16 protein-coding genes are annotated in these 15,139 nt (G+C 69.9%); 2 read left to right on the plus strand and 14 right to left on the minus strand.

Features of this window, described 5'->3' with window-relative positions; translation table 11 throughout:
• Positions 1-2 precede the first annotated feature (2 nt).
• The 14 genes from AC07RM_RS38380 to AC07RM_RS38445 form a co-directional block, all read right to left on the minus strand.
• Positions 3-971, minus strand: coding sequence for a Bug family tripartite tricarboxylate transporter substrate binding protein (locus tag AC07RM_RS38380; protein ID WP_495337811.1), 969 nt, complete (start codon positions 969-971; stop codon positions 3-5).
• Between the two features lie 37 nt (positions 972-1,008).
• Positions 1,009-2,334 (minus strand): MmgE/PrpD family protein, encoded by a 1,326-nt coding sequence (locus tag AC07RM_RS38385; protein WP_495337812.1) that lies wholly within the window; start codon positions 2,332-2,334, stop codon positions 1,009-1,011.
• Complete coding sequence (locus tag AC07RM_RS38390) at positions 2,324-2,845, minus strand: LeuD/DmdB family oxidoreductase small subunit (RefSeq protein WP_495337814.1); 522 nt, start codon at positions 2,843-2,845, stop codon at positions 2,324-2,326. The genes AC07RM_RS38385 and AC07RM_RS38390 overlap by 11 nt, the downstream gene beginning before the upstream one ends.
• The gene (locus AC07RM_RS38395; RefSeq protein WP_208509322.1) at positions 2,842-4,116 is read right to left on the minus strand and encodes a 3-isopropylmalate dehydratase large subunit; all 1,275 of its coding nucleotides are present in this window, start codon (positions 4,114-4,116) and stop codon (positions 2,842-2,844) included. The genes AC07RM_RS38390 and AC07RM_RS38395 overlap by 4 nt, the downstream gene beginning before the upstream one ends.
• The gene (locus AC07RM_RS38400) at positions 4,113-5,069 is read right to left on the minus strand and encodes a tripartite tricarboxylate transporter substrate binding protein (protein WP_208509323.1); all 957 of its coding nucleotides are present in this window, start codon (positions 5,067-5,069) and stop codon (positions 4,113-4,115) included. Before AC07RM_RS38400 ends, AC07RM_RS38395 begins: the two co-directional genes overlap by 4 nt.
• Positions 5,070-5,107: 38 nt before the next feature.
• Entirely contained in the window at positions 5,108-5,818 is a 711-nt protein-coding gene (locus AC07RM_RS38405; protein ID WP_495337816.1) for an ABC transporter ATP-binding protein, read from the minus strand.
• Positions 5,815-6,579 (minus strand): ABC transporter ATP-binding protein, encoded by a 765-nt coding sequence (locus AC07RM_RS38410; RefSeq protein WP_093353983.1) that lies wholly within the window; start codon positions 6,577-6,579, stop codon positions 5,815-5,817. Before AC07RM_RS38410 ends, AC07RM_RS38405 begins: the two co-directional genes overlap by 4 nt.
• Positions 6,572-7,549 (minus strand): branched-chain amino acid ABC transporter permease, encoded by a 978-nt coding sequence (locus AC07RM_RS38415; RefSeq protein WP_495337818.1) that lies wholly within the window; start codon positions 7,547-7,549, stop codon positions 6,572-6,574. The genes AC07RM_RS38410 and AC07RM_RS38415 overlap by 8 nt, the downstream gene beginning before the upstream one ends.
• Positions 7,546-8,418 (minus strand): branched-chain amino acid ABC transporter permease, encoded by an 873-nt coding sequence (locus AC07RM_RS38420; RefSeq protein ID WP_203204273.1) that lies wholly within the window; start codon positions 8,416-8,418, stop codon positions 7,546-7,548. The genes AC07RM_RS38415 and AC07RM_RS38420 overlap by 4 nt, the downstream gene beginning before the upstream one ends.
• A gap of 268 nt (positions 8,419-8,686) precedes the next feature.
• Complete coding sequence (locus AC07RM_RS38425; protein WP_495337820.1) at positions 8,687-9,889, minus strand: ABC transporter substrate-binding protein; 1,203 nt, start codon at positions 9,887-9,889, stop codon at positions 8,687-8,689.
• Between the two features lie 23 nt (positions 9,890-9,912).
• Positions 9,913-10,695: a GntR family transcriptional regulator gene (locus tag AC07RM_RS38430; RefSeq protein WP_093354113.1), complete on the minus strand. Its 783-nt coding sequence runs from the start codon at positions 10,693-10,695 to the stop codon at positions 9,913-9,915.
• 133 nt (positions 10,696-10,828) lie between these two features.
• Positions 10,829-11,677 carry a fumarylacetoacetate hydrolase family protein gene (locus AC07RM_RS38435; protein ID WP_093353970.1) on the minus strand — a complete coding sequence of 283 codons (849 nt, stop codon included), beginning with the start codon at positions 11,675-11,677 and terminating at the stop codon, positions 10,829-10,831.
• 46 nt (positions 11,678-11,723) lie between these two features.
• Positions 11,724-12,476, minus strand: a complete 753-nt coding sequence (locus AC07RM_RS38440) for an SDR family NAD(P)-dependent oxidoreductase (RefSeq protein ID WP_261215006.1) — start codon at positions 12,474-12,476, stop codon at positions 11,724-11,726.
• Positions 12,473-13,207 (minus strand): SDR family oxidoreductase, encoded by a 735-nt coding sequence (locus tag AC07RM_RS38445; RefSeq protein ID WP_495337822.1) that lies wholly within the window; start codon positions 13,205-13,207, stop codon positions 12,473-12,475. The genes AC07RM_RS38440 and AC07RM_RS38445 overlap by 4 nt, the downstream gene beginning before the upstream one ends.
• Before the next feature lie 119 nt (positions 13,208-13,326).
• Here AC07RM_RS38445 and AC07RM_RS38450 point away from each other — a divergent pair, with 119 nt between their 5' ends.
• Complete coding sequence (locus AC07RM_RS38450; RefSeq protein ID WP_093353965.1) at positions 13,327-14,034, plus strand: FadR/GntR family transcriptional regulator; 708 nt, start codon at positions 13,327-13,329, stop codon at positions 14,032-14,034.
• Between the two features lie 52 nt (positions 14,035-14,086).
• On the plus strand, positions 14,087-15,097 hold the full coding sequence (locus AC07RM_RS38455; protein ID WP_398496127.1) for a sialic acid TRAP transporter substrate-binding protein SiaP: 1,011 nt from the start codon (positions 14,087-14,089) through the stop codon (positions 15,095-15,097).
• The last annotated feature ends 42 nt before the right edge of the window (positions 15,098-15,139 follow it).

The raw sequence follows: 15,139 nt of genomic DNA on the forward strand, positions 1-15,139 counted from the left end.
GGTCAGTCCACCTTCGCGCCGCTGGTCTTCACGACCTTGGCCCATTTTTCGATTTCTTTCTTGACGTGGGCGGCGAATTCCGCCTGCGTGGAACCCACCGGCTCGGCGCCGAGCGCGGCCAGCTTCTCGCGCACCTCGGGCAGCTTGAGGATGCGCTGCACCTCGGCCGAGAGCTTGTCGACCACCGGCTGCGGCGTGCCCTTGGGCGCGAACAGGCCCGACCAGGCATCGGCATAGAAGCCCGGGTAGCTCTCGGCGATGGTCGGCAGATCGGGCAGCGAAGGCGAGCGGCGCAGGCTGGTGAGCGCGATCGCGCGCAGCTTGCCGGCCTTGACGTGCGGCAGCGCCGAGGGCAGCCCGTCGACCATCATCTGCACCTGGCCGGCCAGCAGGTCGGACACCGCCGGCGCGCTGCCCTTGTAGGGCACGTGCGTGATGTCGACGCCGGCCTCGGCCTTGAGCATCTCCATGCCCAGGTGCGCGGCCGTGCCGTTGCCCAGCGACGCGTAGTTGAGCTTGCCGGGCTCCTTCTTCGCGAGCGCGACCAGCTCGGCCAGGTTCTTCGCGGGCACCGAGGGATGCACCACCAGCACGTTGGGCACCACGGCCACCTGGCTGATGGCGACGAAGTCGGCCACCGGGTCGTAGGGCATCCTGCTGTAGAGCGAGGTGTTGATGGCATGCGAGCCGGTCACGCCCATCACCAGCGTGTAGCCGTCGGCCGGCGCCTTGGCCACGAGGTCCGAGCCCACGTTGCCGCCCGCGCCCGCGCGGTTGTCGACCACCACGGGCTGGCCCCAGTGCTCGCTCATCTTCACCGCGACCAGCCGCGCCGCGGCATCGGTGGCACCGCCCGGCGGGAAGGGCACGACGATGCGGATCGCCTTGTCGGGAAAGCCGCCGGCCTGGGCGGCGGCGACGAGCGGCAGGCACACGAGCAGCGTGCTGGCGAGGTAGCGCAGGAGTTTCATGATGGGGTGGGCGTGAAGGTGGTGAAGAGGAATCGGGTCAGAGCCGTTGCCACAGCGCGCCGAGCGCGGTGCCGGCGGGCGCGTCGAGCACGCCGTCGCAGAAGGCCTGGGCGCGCGCGGGCGCAACGGACGGCGCGGCGTAGTGCGTGAACTTGGCGAGCAAGTTTGCGCGGTCGAGCGGGTTCTGAGCGTCGCCCGCGATGGTGGTCACGCTCTCTTCGTGCGTGCCACCGTCGTGCGTCAGCGCGAGCGTGGCACCGCGCTCGCGGCGCGCCGTGAGACCGGCATCGACCTCGAGCTCGACCAGCGCCTCGAGCCGGCGCAGCTCGGCGTCGTCGAAGCGCGGCGCGGCATAGACCGAGGGATCGACGTCGCCGAAGCGCAGCATCGCCGCGAGGCCGAAGCTCAGGCTGAACTGCGCCTGGATCGGCGTGCGCGGCGCGCGGTTGCCGCAATAGACGATCGCCTCCTCGTAGACCGTGAGCACGATGCGGCGGATGCCCGTGGTGTCGCCGCCCAGCCGTTCGCGGATGGCGCGCGCGGCGGTCGCGCCGTAGTGCACGTGGCGCACGGCCGCGAAGGGCTTGAGGTAGGCGTCGCGCAGCAGCAGCGTCGATGCATCGGGCAAGGGCTGCGCGGCGGCCGCCGCATGGTTCGCCGCGTAGTGGGCCAGCGCCCCCTCGGGCGCGTCGATGCCGGCCGCGCTCGCGAAGGCCGCCTGCAACCCCAGCGAAGCGCTGTGGCCCAGGTAGGTGTTGCGGGCGGTGCGGCCCTGCGCCACCGGCAGGTAGAGGCTGGTGGCGAGCTGGCAGGCCGCGATGTCGATGGCCTGCACGATGGCCTCGGGCGCCAGGCCCAGCAGCCGCGCCGCGCCCGCCGCCACGCCGAGCGCGGGCCAGTTGGCATCGACGTGCATGCCGGGACGGATGCGCAGCCAGGCGCCGCAGCGCGCGCCGACCTCGTAGCCGAGCACGAAGGCATCGACGAAGTCGCCGAGGCTGGCACCGCGCCGCAGCGCGAGCGGCAGCAGCGCCGCCACCAGCGGCACGCCGGGCCGGCCGTGCGCGAGCGCATGGCCTTCGCAGGCCTCGTCCCAGGTCGCGGCCATCGCGAGCACCTGCGCGGCCGCCTGCACGGCCAGCGACGGACCGGCGGGGAACGCGAAGCCGCCGGGTTCGCAGGCGGCGAGCGCAGCCTCGAGCCGGCGCACCTCGCCCGCCTGCCGGCCCGCGAGCGCGCAGCCGACGGTGTCGACCAGCAGCCGGCGCGCCTGCGAGGCGCCTTCGGCGTCGGCCGGCCGCACTGCGTGCAGCGCCACCACGGCCTGCAGCACCGCGCGTCGTGGATCGATGTCAGGCGGCATCGGCTTCCTTCTTCGCCGCCATGCGACGGCGCAACAGCGGCAACAGGCCGCCGGCCTCGACCATCTCGGTCAGGAAGCCCGGCACGGGTTCGCAGGCCAGCGTGCGCCCGTCGGCGCCGCGCAGCGCGGGCGTGCCGATGTCGAGCGCGATCTGTTCGCCGTCGTGCAGCGACTCGGCCTCGGCGCAGGTCAGCAGCAGCAGGCCGACATTGAAGGCATTGCGGAAGAAGAGCCCGCTGTACGAGGGCGCGATCACCGCGGCCACGCCCAGCTGCACCAGCACGGCCGCGGCCTGCTCGCGCGAGGAGCCGATGCCGAAGTTGGGGCCGGCCACGATCACGTCGCCCGAGCGCACCTCGCGCGCGAACTCGGGGCGGATGGCTTCGAGGCAGTGCTGCGCGATGCGGTCGATGCCATGCTTCATCGCATGGCCGGGCGCGAGCGCGTCGGTGTCGATGTCGGCGCCCAGGCGCCAGACACGGTGCAGCCGATTCAGGTCCTGACCGCTCATGCCAGCACCTCGCGCGGATCGGTCACGCAGCCGCGCAGCGCGGCGGCCGCCACCGTGTAGGGCGAGCCCAGGTAGACCTGCGCGGTCGGCGAGCCCATGCGGCCCTTGAAGTTGCGCGCGGTGGTCGAGATGACGGTGATGTCGTCGCCCATCGGATCGCCATAGCCCGAGCAGGCGCCGCAGGCGGTGGGGAACAGCTCGGCGCCGGCCTCCATCAGCACCTGCAGCACGCCCTCCTCGCGTGCCTGTTCCTGGTCGCGCAGGCTCGCGGGCGCCACGATCAGGCGGATGCCGTTCGCGACCTTGTGGCCGCGCAGCACCTGCGCGGCGGCGCGCAGGTCGTCGAGCTTGGCGCCGGTGCAGGCGCCGATATAGGCCACGTCGACCGGCGTGCCGACGAAGCGGCTCACGCCATGCGCATTGGCCGGGCTGTGCGGCGCGGCCACATGGGGTTCGAGCGTGGCGGCATCGAAGCGGTGGTCCGTGAGCGCGGCATCGGCGTCGGTGAACCATGGCGCCATGTCGACCGGCGGCGCGCCGGCACCGGCCAGGAACGCGGCCGTGGTGGCATCGGGCGCGATCAGCCCGGCCTGCGCGCCGAGCTCGGCGCTCATGTTCGAGAGCGTCATGCGCTCCTGCATCGACAGCGCGACCACCGCCGGCCCCGCGAACTCCACGGCCTGGTAGCGGCCGCCGTTCATGCCGAAGCGGCCGATCATGTGCAGCATCATGTCCTTGGCGGTCACGCCCGCGGGCAGCGCGCCGTCCCACCACATGCGCAGGGTCTCGGGCACGCGCAGCCAGATCTCGCCCGTGACCACCACGCCGAGCATCTCGGTGCTGCCGACGCCGAACATGTAGGCGCCGAAGGCACCGCCCGTGGGCGAGTGCGAGTCGCCGCCCACGCACAGCATGCCGGGGCGGATGTGGCCGTGCTGCGGCACCACCACGTGGCAGATGCCCTGGCTGTCGTAGACGTGCGGCAGCTGCTGGTCGCGTGCCCAGTCGCGCGCGATGCGAACGATGCGGCGCGAGTCGTCGTCGCGCTCGGGCACGTAGTGGTCCATCACGAGCACCACGCGCGAGCGGTCCCAGATCTGCGCGCCCAGTTCCTCGAGCATGGGCTGCAGGCGGCGCGGTCCCGAGGAGTCGTGGAACATCGCGAGGTCGACGCCGCAGGTCACGATCTCGCCCACCGCCACCCGCTCGCGGCCGCTGGCGCGCGCGATGAGCTTCTGCGCCAGGGTCTGTGCTGAAGCCGTCGAGGTCATTCGGGCTTGGCTCCCGAGAACTTGACCACCTTGGCCCAGCGCACGATCTCGCTCTGCACGAAGGCCGAGAACTGCTCGCTCGAATTGCCGACGGGGATCGCGCCCTCGATCTCGAGGCGCTGGCGCATGTCGGCCTGCTGCAGCGCATGGCGCGCGGCATCGCCGATCTGTTTGATCCGCTCGGCCGGCATGCGCGCCGGGCCGAACAGGCCGAACCAGGCGCTCGACTCGTAGCCGGGCAGCGCCTCGGCGATGGCCGGCACCTCGGGGAAGGCAGGCAGCCGCTTCGCCGTGGTCACGCCCAGCGCCTTGAGCTTGCCGGCCTGGATGTGGGCCTTGACGTTGCCCACGGCCGCGAACATCAGCTGCACCTGGCCCGCGAGCACGTCCTGCACCGCGGGCGAGGTGCCCTTGTAGGGGATGTTCACGATGTCCACGCCCGACTGCATCTTGAAGGCCTCGCCCGCCATGTGCAGCGACGAGCCCACGGCGCCGATCGCGAAGTTGAGCTGGCCCGGCTTCGCCTTGGCGAGCGCGATCAGCTCGCGCACGTCCTTCGCGGGCAGCGAGGGATGGGCCACCAGGATCGAGGGCGAGGTCGCGACGCAGGTCAGCGCGGTGAAGTCCTTGACCGGATCGAAGGGCAGGCTCGGATAGAGCGTGGCGTTGATCGCATGGCTGGTGAAGCTCATCAGCAGCGTGTTGCCGTCGGGCGCGGCCTTGGCCACGGCATCGGCCGCGATGTTGCCGCCCGCGCCGGGCTTGTTCTCGACGATGACGTTGCGGCCCAGCGCCGGGCCCATGCTCACGGCCAGCGAGCGCGCCAGCGTGTCGGTGGAGCCGCCCGCGGGCGCGCCGACCAGGATGCGCACCGGCGCGCCGCCGATCTGCGCCAGGCTGTGGCCGGCCCATGCGGCGGCCAGCGACGAGAGGAGGATGTCGCGTCTTTTCATGTGTTGTTCTCCGGAAGATCGTGGGGGGAACGCGCGCCTCAGAGTCCCAGGTAGGCGCGCCGCAGTTCGTCGCTCACGAGCAGTTCGCCGGGCAGGCCCGAGAAGCGCACGCTGCCGTTCTCGAGCACGTAGGCGCGGTCGGCGATCTCGAGCGACTGGCCGACGTTCTGCTCGACCAGCAGCACGGCCAGGCCGCCGTCGCGCAGTTCGCGGATCAGCGTGAACATCTCCTCGACCAGCAGCGGCGAGAGGCCCAGCGAAGGCTCGTCGAGGATCAGCAGCACCGGCTCGGCCATCAGGCCGCGCGCGATGGCCAGCATCTGCTGCTCGCCGCCGCTCATGGTGCCGGCATGCTGGTCCATGCGCTCGCGCAGGCGCGGGAACAGCGCGAACGACTTCTCGAGGTTCTGCGCCCGGCGCTCGCGCGCCCGCGTGAACGAGCCGAGCTCGAGGTTCTCGCGCACGCTGAGGTTGGGAAACACCTTGCGGCCCTCGGGCACCTGGATCAGGCCGGCCTTGACGACGTCGCGGTAGTGCGCGCCGCTCAGGTCCTTGCCGTCGAAGCGCACCGTGCCGCCCCAGGCCGGGCAGAGGCCGCAGACCATCTTGTTGAGGGTGGACTTGCCCGCGCCGTTGCTGCCGAGCAGCGCGACCATCTCGCCGGCATTCACCTTGAGGTCGACGCCGCGCAGCACCTCGACGCGGCCATAGCCACCGCGCAGCCCTTCGATGTCCAGCAGTGCGCTCATGCTGCGGCTCCCGTTGCGGCCTTGCGCAGCCGTGCCGCGGTGCCATGGCCCAGGTAGGCCTCGACCACCCGGTCGTCGGAGGTCACCTGCGCCGGGCTGCCCTCGGCGATCAGCTGGCCCTGCGCCAGCACCCAGACATGCTCGGCGAGGTTCATCACGGCCTGCATCACGTGTTCGATCATCAGCACGGTCACGCCGCTCGCAGCGATGCCGCGCACCACCGGCATCATCTCGGCGATCTCCTGCGGGTTGAGGCCGGCGAGCACCTCGTCGAGCAGCAGCAGGCGCGGCCGGGTGGCCAGCGCGCGCGCGAGCTCGAGGCGCTTGCGGCCGGCCACGGTGAGGTCGGAGGCCGGCTTGTCGAGCTGCGGTGCGAGGCCCACGCGCTGCGCCACGGCCTCGGCCTCGCGCAGGGCCTCGGTGCGGCCGCGCAGGTGCAGGTGCGCGCCGACCGCGATGTTCTCGCGCACGGTCTGCGCGGCGAAGGGCTTCACGATCTGGAAGGTGCGGGTCATGCCGAGCGCGGCATTGCGGTGCGGCTCGCGGCCGGTGATGTCCTGGCCCGCGAAGCGCACGCTGCCGGCGTCGGGCTTGAGAAAGCCCGACATCAGCGCGAACAGCGTGGTCTTGCCCGCGCCGTTCGGCCCGATCAGCGCGCTGAGGCTGCCCTCGCGCACGGCGAGGCTCACGTTCTGCACCGCCTTGAGCCCGCCGAAGGAGCGCGAGACGCCCTCGAGCACCAGCAGGGAAGCGTCACTCATCGCGGCCTCCCTTCGCGCTCCAGAGCTGCCGCACCGATTGGCCGATGCCCGCGATGCCGCGCGGCACGAAGATCACGATCAGCACGAGCACGGTGCCGTAGATCACCATGTTGATGCCCGGCAGCTCGCCGAACAGGTTGCGCGTGAAGTCCGACAGCAGGTGCAACACGACCGCGCCGAGCACCGGGCCCCACACCGTGCCCATGCCGCCGACGATGGCGGCCACCAGCGCCTCGACCGACACGGCCGGGCCATAGGCGATGCCGGCATCGATGTACTGGAACACCTGCACGTAGAAGGCACCGGCCGCGCCCATGAAGGCGGCCGACAGGCCGATGGCCGCGAGCTTGATGCGGAAGGGATTCACGCCGACGGCGCGCGCCGCGTCCTCGTTGTCGCGCACCGCCTGCAGGTAGGCGCCGAAGCGGCCGTTGCGCAGCCAGCAGGTGACGAGCAGCGCCACCACGACCATCGCGAGCACCACCCACAGGTAGCCGGCGCGCGTGGCGAACTGCAGGTTGGCGACCGATTCGCGCAGCGGCACCATCAGGCCGACGCCACCGCCCGTGAAGTCGACCGACAGCGCGAGGATGCGGAACACCTCGGCGAAGGCCAGCGTGACCAGCGCGAAGTACGAGCCCTTGAGGCCGTAGCGGAAGCTCAGCGCGCCGATGAAGAGCCCCACCAGCGCGGCACCGGCGATGGCCAGCGGCAGCGCGATCCAGGCATTGATGCCGCCCTGCAGTTGCGCGATGGCCTGGATGTAGGCGCCGGTGCCGAAGAACAGCGCATGGCCGAACGAGAACTGGCCGCCGAAGCCGCCGAGGATGTTCCAAGCCTGCGCGATCAGCGTGGCGTAGAGCGCCATCATCACGAAGTTGAGCGTGACGCCCGAGGTCGTGACCAGCGGCACGCACGCCACCAATACCGCGAACAGCGCGATGCCCGCGAGTTGCTTTGCGGCGCTCATGCCTTGGCTCCGAACATGCCCTGCGGCCGGAACAGCACCACGCCGATGAAGATCGCGAAGATGCCGATCTGGCCCAGCGATTCGCCGAGGTAGAGGCCGCCGAGCGACTCCACCACGCCGACCAGGAAGCCGCCGATCAGCGCGCCGACGAAGCTGCCCATGCCGCCGAGCACGACGATGGTGAAGGCCACGAGCACGAAGCCGCCGCCGACCTGCGGGTTGACGTAGTAGGCCGGCAGCAGGAAGCAGGCGGCCGCGCCGAGGCAGGCCAGGCCGATGCCGAAGCTCATGGCGTAGACATGGTCGACGTCGATGCCCATGAGCTTGGCGCCCTCCTTCTCCTTGGCGACGGCGCGGATGGCGCGGCCGAGGTCGGTACGGCCCATGATCCAGAACAGGATGCCCGAGACCACGAGCGCGCCCGCGAAGGCCACCAGCTTGGGCACGGCGATCATCGCGGGGCCGATGGCCACGGTGCTCAGCGAATAGGCGGTGTCGATGTTGCGCGTGTCCGACTTGAAGAACAGCAGCGCGAGGTTCTCCATCACGATCGCGATGCCGAGCGTGGCGAGCAGGATGTTCTCGTCCTTGCCGTGGCCCGCGCGGTTGATGACCACGCGCTGCAGCGCATAGCCGAGCGCGAACATGCCGAGCACCACCACGGGCAGCGCGAGGTAGGGATCGATGCCCAGCCGCTCCTTGAGGAAGTACACCGCGTACAGTGCCACCATCAGGCAGGCGCCGTGCGCGAAGTTGATGATGTGCAGCACGCCGTAGATCAGCGTGAGGCCCAGCGCGATCAGTGCATAGACGGCGCCTGTCGTGAGGCCGTTGAGCACCGAGGGGAAGAGGATGCTGGGGTCTAGCATTTTTTGTCGTCGCGCGTGGGATGGAGGCCGCCCGGCATGCGGTGCGGGTCGAGCGACCCCACTGCGCCGGCCGCTTCGCGGCTGCCCTGCGGTGCTCGCGTTTCGCGGGGTCTCGCAGAACTCGCTTCGCTCAGACAGCTGCGAGCCCTGATCCGCGAAACGCTGCGCTCCTCGGCGGCGCAGAGGGGATCGCCCGCCCCGCACCACATGCCGGGCTCCGCGCCTGTTCGACGGCTGCAGGGGCCCCAGGGGATCACTTTTTGCACGCTCATGCCTTCAGCGGGAACAGCGGCTCCACCTCACGGTAGTCGCGCGGGATGATGACCTTGATGTCGTTCTTCACCACCTGCGTCATCAGCGGCTGCGCGCCCTCGTTCTGGCCATTGACGAACTTGGTCGGGCCATAGGGCATGAAGTGGTTCGAGAAGGTGCTCTTCTCGAGCGCGTCGACGATCGCGGCGCGCTCGCCCGACCTGGCACGTTCCAGCGCATCGGCCAGCAGCCACATCGAGGCATAGGTCATGAAGACCTCGTAGCTGAAGAACTGGCCCTTGGCCTCGACGCGTTTGCGCAGCTCCTGCGCGCGCTTGTCCCTGGGGTTGAACCAGTGGTTGCAGTCGATGATGCCGTTGGCCGCGTCGGGAAACTCCTTCACGAACTTGTAGCTCGAGGCCGCGCCGCCGAGCACCGAGAAGATCGCCTTGGGCACCACCTTCTGCTGCTGCATGGTGCGCACCAGCAACGCGTACTCGTTGTAGTAGTTGGCCGGGATCACGATGTCGGGGGTGATCGACTTCATGCGCAGCACGATGTTGTTGAAGTCGCGCGTGGGGTTGGCGTGCTTCACCACCTCCTTCACCTCGAAGCCGTAGCCCGGCAGCTCGCGCGCCAGCAGCTGCGCGGTGCCGGCGCCGAACAGCGACTCCTCGTGGATCACCATCACGGTCTTGGCCGGGTTGCCCGCGGCCTTGTTGAGCACCAGCAGGTTGGCCATCGCGACCTCGGTCGACTTGCGGTAGCCGGGACCGAAGCGGAAGGTGTTCTTCAGGCCGCGCTCGACGATCTGGTCGGCCACGCCAACGTCGACCACGTGCGGCAGGTTGTACTTGGCCGCGGCCTGCGTGGTGGCCAGGCAGATCGCCGAGGCGTAGGCGCCGACGATGGCGCTGACGCCGGCCTCGTTCATCTTCTCGACCTCGGCCGCGCCCGCCTGCGGCTGCGACTGCGCGTCGCCCAGCAGGGCCTCGAGCTTCGCGCCGCCGAGCGACTTGATGCCGCCCGCGGCATTGATGTCCTCGATCGCGAGCTGCGCGCCGAGCCGGCACTGCTGGCCCGAGTAGGCGAGCGCGCCCGTCACCGGGTGCAGCACGCCCACCTTCAGCGGCTTGGGTTGGGCCCCGCCGATCAGCGGGAAGGCGAGCGCGGAGGCCAGGGTGGCGGACTGCGAAACGAAGCGGCGGCGGGTCTGCATGGGGCGTTTCCTTTTCTTTGTCTTCAGTTGAACTTGGCCGACACGTCCCGGCTGACCCAGACCTTGGCGTCGATGCTGCCGACGCGGGACAGTTGCATCTCGTAGGTGTAGCGGTCGGGGCGGTAGAAGCCGTGCAGCCACTGCACCGGGCGCTCGGCTTCGTCGTAGATCAGGCGGCGCACCGCGAGCAGGGCCGAGCCGACCGAGACGTCGAGGTGCTGCGCGAGCACGTTGTCGGCCAGGCGCGCGGAGATGGTCTGGTGGGCCCGGCCCACCTTCACGCCCGACTCCTCGAGCAGCACCAGGATCGGCTTCTTCGAGAGCTCGCGGCGGCCGAAGCGGCGCGCGATCGTGTCGGGCACGTAGGTCGTGATGTGCGAGAGCGGGCCTTCGCGCGTGGAACGCACGCGCACCGCCTTCTGCACCGGGTCGCCGAGCTGCAGCTGCAGCGCCTCGGCCACCTGCGAGGAGGCCGTGATGGTCGCGACCTCGAGCACCTTGACCGAGGTGTGCAGGCCCATGGTGACGAGGTTCTCGAGCAGGCCGCGCAGGTTGGCGCGCTCGCTGGCCGGCGCGGTCGGCGCCTCGCCCGCGACCGGGCCGATGGGCCGCGTGCGGCGGCCCGGCGTGCGCGAGATCAGCCCTTCGGCGGCGAGCTGCTCGAGCGCGCGCCGCACGGTGACGCGCGCCACGCCGAACTGCTGCATGAGCGCGAGCTCGCCCGGCAGCCCGTCGGCGGCGAAGCGGCCCTCATGCAACTGCTCCCGCAGCACCAGGTAGATCTGGTGGTACTTGGGCAAGGGCATCTGCGACATGCAGGCGATGTTTTTGCAGTTTCAATGTTCTGTCAATGGGACATTTAAAGGCGCGCGGAAACGAAAAACGGCCCCCGCGGGGGCCGTCGATGGCAAGAAGCGAGAGGCTCAGCAGCCGCCGGACTCAGAGCTTGAAGGGCACCACTTCCTGGCGCTGCTCGCCCAGGCCCTCGATGCCGAGCGCCATCACGTCGCCCTTCTTGAGGAACAGCGGCGGCTTCATGCCCATGCCCACGCCGGGCGGGGTGCCGGTGGTGATCACGTCGCCGGGTTCCAGCGTCATGAACTGGCTCACGTAGCTCACGATCTTCGCCACGCTGAAGATCATGGTCTTGGTGCTGCCGGTCTGCACGCGCTGGCCGTTGAGGTCGAGCCACATCGCGAGCTTCTGCGGGTTCTCGACCTCGTCGCGCGTCACCAGCCAGGGGCCGATGGGGCCGAAGGTGTCGCAGCCCTTGCCCTTGTCCCAGGTGCCGCCGCGCTCGATCTGGAACTCGCGTTCGCTGACGTCGTTGATGACGCAGTAGCCGGCGACGTGGTCGAGCGCGCTCTTCTGCGAGACGTAGCGCGCGCGCGTGCCGATGACCACGCCGAGCTCGACTTCCCAGTCGCTCTTGACCGAGCCCTTGGGCAGCATCACGGGATCGTTCGGTCCCTGGATGCAGCTCGTGGCCTTCATGAAGACCACGGGTTCCTTGGGCACCGGCAGGCCGGACTCGGCCGCATGGTCGGCGTAGTTGAGGCCGATGGCGATGAACTTGCCGACGCGGGCCACGGGGCTGCCGTAGCGCGGCTTGCCCTTGACCGGCGGCAGCTTGTCGGTCTTGAGCTTGCGCAGCTTGGCGATGGCGGCATCGCCGAGCTGCTCGGGACCGATGTCCTTGACGACGGCGCTCAGGTCGCGCAGCTGGCCGTTGGCGTCGACGAGGCCCGGCTTCTCCTTGCCGGGGTTGCCGTAGCGGACGAGTTTCATGCTTGCTTTTCCTTGGGTGGTTGGATGGTTCTGTGGGAAGGGGCGATCAGTAGGTCGAGCGGCCGCCCGAGAGGTCGAACACCGCGCCGGTCGAGAACGAGCAGTCGTCGGTGCACAGCCAGCCTACCAGCGCCGCGACCTCCTCGACGGTGCCGAAGCGGCCCTGCGGGATCTTCGACAGCATGAAGGCGATGTGGTCGGGCGTCATCTGGTCGAAGATCGCGGTCTTGACCGCGGCCGGCGTCACGCAGTTGACGCGGATGCCGGTGTCGGCGAGCTCCTTGCCGAGCGACTTGGTGAGGCCGATCACCGCGGCCTTGCTGGCGCTGTAGGCGCTGGCATTGGGATTGCCGTCCTTGCCGGCCACCGAGGCGATGTTGACGATGCGGCCCTGCCCGCCCTGCGCGCGCATCTGCGCCACCACCTCGCGGCAGCACAGGAACACGCCGTTGACGTTGACCTCCATCACCTGGCGCCAGTCGTCCACCGGGTAGTCCCAGAGCTTGGCGTTGGGGCCGGTGATGCCGGCGCTGTTGACCAGCGCATCGATGCGCGGCGCATGCGCGAGCGTGGCCGCCACCGCCTTGGCCACCGAGGGCTGCTGCGAGACGTCGACCTTGAGCGCGCGCGCCTTGCCCGGGCCCAGCGACTCGGCGGCGCGCGCGGCCGCGGCTTCGTCGCGGTCCCACAGCGTGACGGTGCCGCCCGAGGCGACCAGCCGCTGCGCGATGCCGAAGCCCAGCCCGGTGGCGCCGCCGGTGACCACCGCGTGGCGGCCGGCGAAGTCGAGCTGGTTCATATGGTGATGCCGCCGTCGACGGTGAAGGCCTGGCCGGTGGCGAAGATGGATTCGTCGCTGGCGAGGAACACGACCACGGGCGCGATCTCCTCGGCGCGCGCGAGCCGGCCCATGGGCTGGCGCGCGACGAAGGCCTTGCGCGCGGCCTCGGGATCGGCATTGGCGTTGATGCGCTCGCCCAGCGAGGGCGTGTCGACCGTGCCGGGGCACACCGCATTGCAGCGGATGCCGCGCGTGACGTAGTCGGCCGCCACGCTCTTGGTGAGGCCCAGCACCGCGGCCTTGGTGGTGCCGTAGACGAATCGGTTGGGCAGGCCCTTCATGCTCGAGCACACGCTCGCCATGTTGATGATGCTGCCGCGGCCCGCTGCGAGCATGCCGGGCAGCACGGCCTGGATGGTCCACATCTGGGCACGCACATTGAGCGCGAAGGCGAAGGCGAGGTCGTCGTCGCTGGCCTGCTCGATGGTGCCGTTGTGCACCACGCCCGCGCAGTTGAACAGCACGTCGAGCGGCGGCAGGGTCGACACCAGCGCGCCGATGGCGGCCTTGTCGAGCACATCGAGCTTCGTGGCCGTGACGTTCGGCACGCCGGCGTAGCGCTCGAGCAATTGCGCGTTGACGTCGGTGGCCCAGACCTGCGCGCCCTCGGCCGCGAGCGCGAGCACGCTCGCATGGCCGATGCCCTGGCCGGCCGCGGTGACGAGCGCGGTCTTTCCCTTCAATCTCATGGTGTCTCCGATTCGGGTTTGGCCCGATGGGTGGCACGGGCCGCGCATCGTATTCTGAATTGGCCTTACCACTTGTCCAATTCAGGACAACCCTTAAACCTGCTCACCTTCTCTTCTCCGTGCCCCTGCAGACCGTCGAACCCCAACGCCTCTATCGCCAGATCGCCGACCAGCTGCGTGCGCTGATCGGCCAGGGCGAGTTCGCCGTGGGCGCGCGCCTGCCGGCCGAGCGCGACCTGGCCAAGCAGCTCGGCGTGAGCCGCCCCTCGGTGCGCGAGGCGCTGATCGCGCTCGAGGTCGAGGGCTGGGTCGAGGTGCGCACCGGCTCGGGCGTGTACGTGCTCGACCGCTCGCACCGCGCGAGCGCGCCGGTGGCCCCCACCGAGTGGGGCCCGCTCGAGCTGATCCGCGCGCGCCGCGTGATCGAGGGCGAGACCGCGGCCATCGCGGCGCAGATGGGCAAGCGCAAGGACGTCGACGCCATGACGCGCGCCATCGAGGTCATGCGCGAACTGGCCGACCGCACGGTGATGCCGCTCGAGGGCGACCGCGCCTTCCACCTCGCGATCGTCGGCGCCAGCGGCAACGCGGTGCTGATCGAGACGGTGCAGAACTTCTGGGACTCGCGCAAGGGCCCGATCTTCACGCGCCTGGGCGGCTACTTCGAGACGGTGTCCTCGTGGCGCTCGGCCATCGCCGAGCACGAGGCGATCCGCGACGCGGTGGCCGCGCGCGACGCCGAGGCCGCGCGCGCCGCGATGCACGAACACATGGACAAGTCCCACCAGCGATTCAGCGCGAGCTGGCGACGCGCGAAGCCTTCCTGACACCTCGCCAGCATTCCTGCCACTGCCAACTAATACAACGGAGACAAGCCACATGATCAGAGACAGCAAGAACAGCAAGCGCACCGCCCTCAAGGCCCTGGCCGCCTGCGCGCTCGCGGCCGGCGCGCTCGGCGTGTCGGGCCTCGCCTCGGCCCAGACCAAGCTCAAGTGGGCCCACGTCTACGAGACCTCGGAGCCCTTCCACAAGTACTCGGTGTGGGCCGCCGAGGAGATCAAGAAGCGCAGCAACGGCAAGTACGACATCCAGGTCTTCCCGGCCTCCAGCCTCGGCAAGGAAGCCGACATCAACCAGGGCCTGACGCTCGGCACGGTCGACATCGTGCTGACCGGCGCGAGCTTCGCGGGCAACAGCTACAAGCCGCTGGCCATCACCTACTTCCCGTTCATCTTCCGCGACGCCGAGCACCAGCTCAAGTACGCCAAGAGCGACGTGTTCAGGGAACTCGCCAAGGGCTACGACGACAAGACCGGCAACCACATCACGGCGCTCAACTACTACGGCGCGCGCCACGTGACCTCGAGCGCGGCGCGGCCCGTGAGCAAGCCGGAAGACATGAAGGGCCTGAAGATCCGCGTCCCCGATGCGCCGGCCTACCTGGCCTTCCCCAAGTCGCTGGGCGCCAACGCCACGCCGATCGCCTTCGCCGAGGTCTACCTCGCGCTGCAGAGCGGCACGGTCGACGCGCAGGAGAACCCGCTGCCCACCATCGAGGCGAAGAAATTCTTCGAGGTGCAGAAGAACATCTCGCTGACCGGCCACATCGTCGACTCGCTGCTGACGGTGGTCTCGGGCCAGCTCTGGGGCAAGCTCAGCGCCGACGAGAAGAAGATGTTCAGCGACGTGATGCAGGAAGCGGCCGAGAAGACCGGCCGCGAGATCATCGCCTCCGAGGCCCGGCTGGTGGAGGAGTTCAAGAAGAAGGGCAACAACGTGATCGTGGTCGACAAGAACGCGTTCCGCGAGGCCGTGCTGAAGAACACCAAGCCGACCGACCACGGCTACCGCCAGCAGGACTACGACCGGATCATCGCCATCCAGTGAAGCCGCGCGCGGCCGGCCGCCATGGCCGGCCGCCCTTGCACG

Source organism: Variovorax sp. GW821-FHT09B05, from assembly GCF_059418265.1.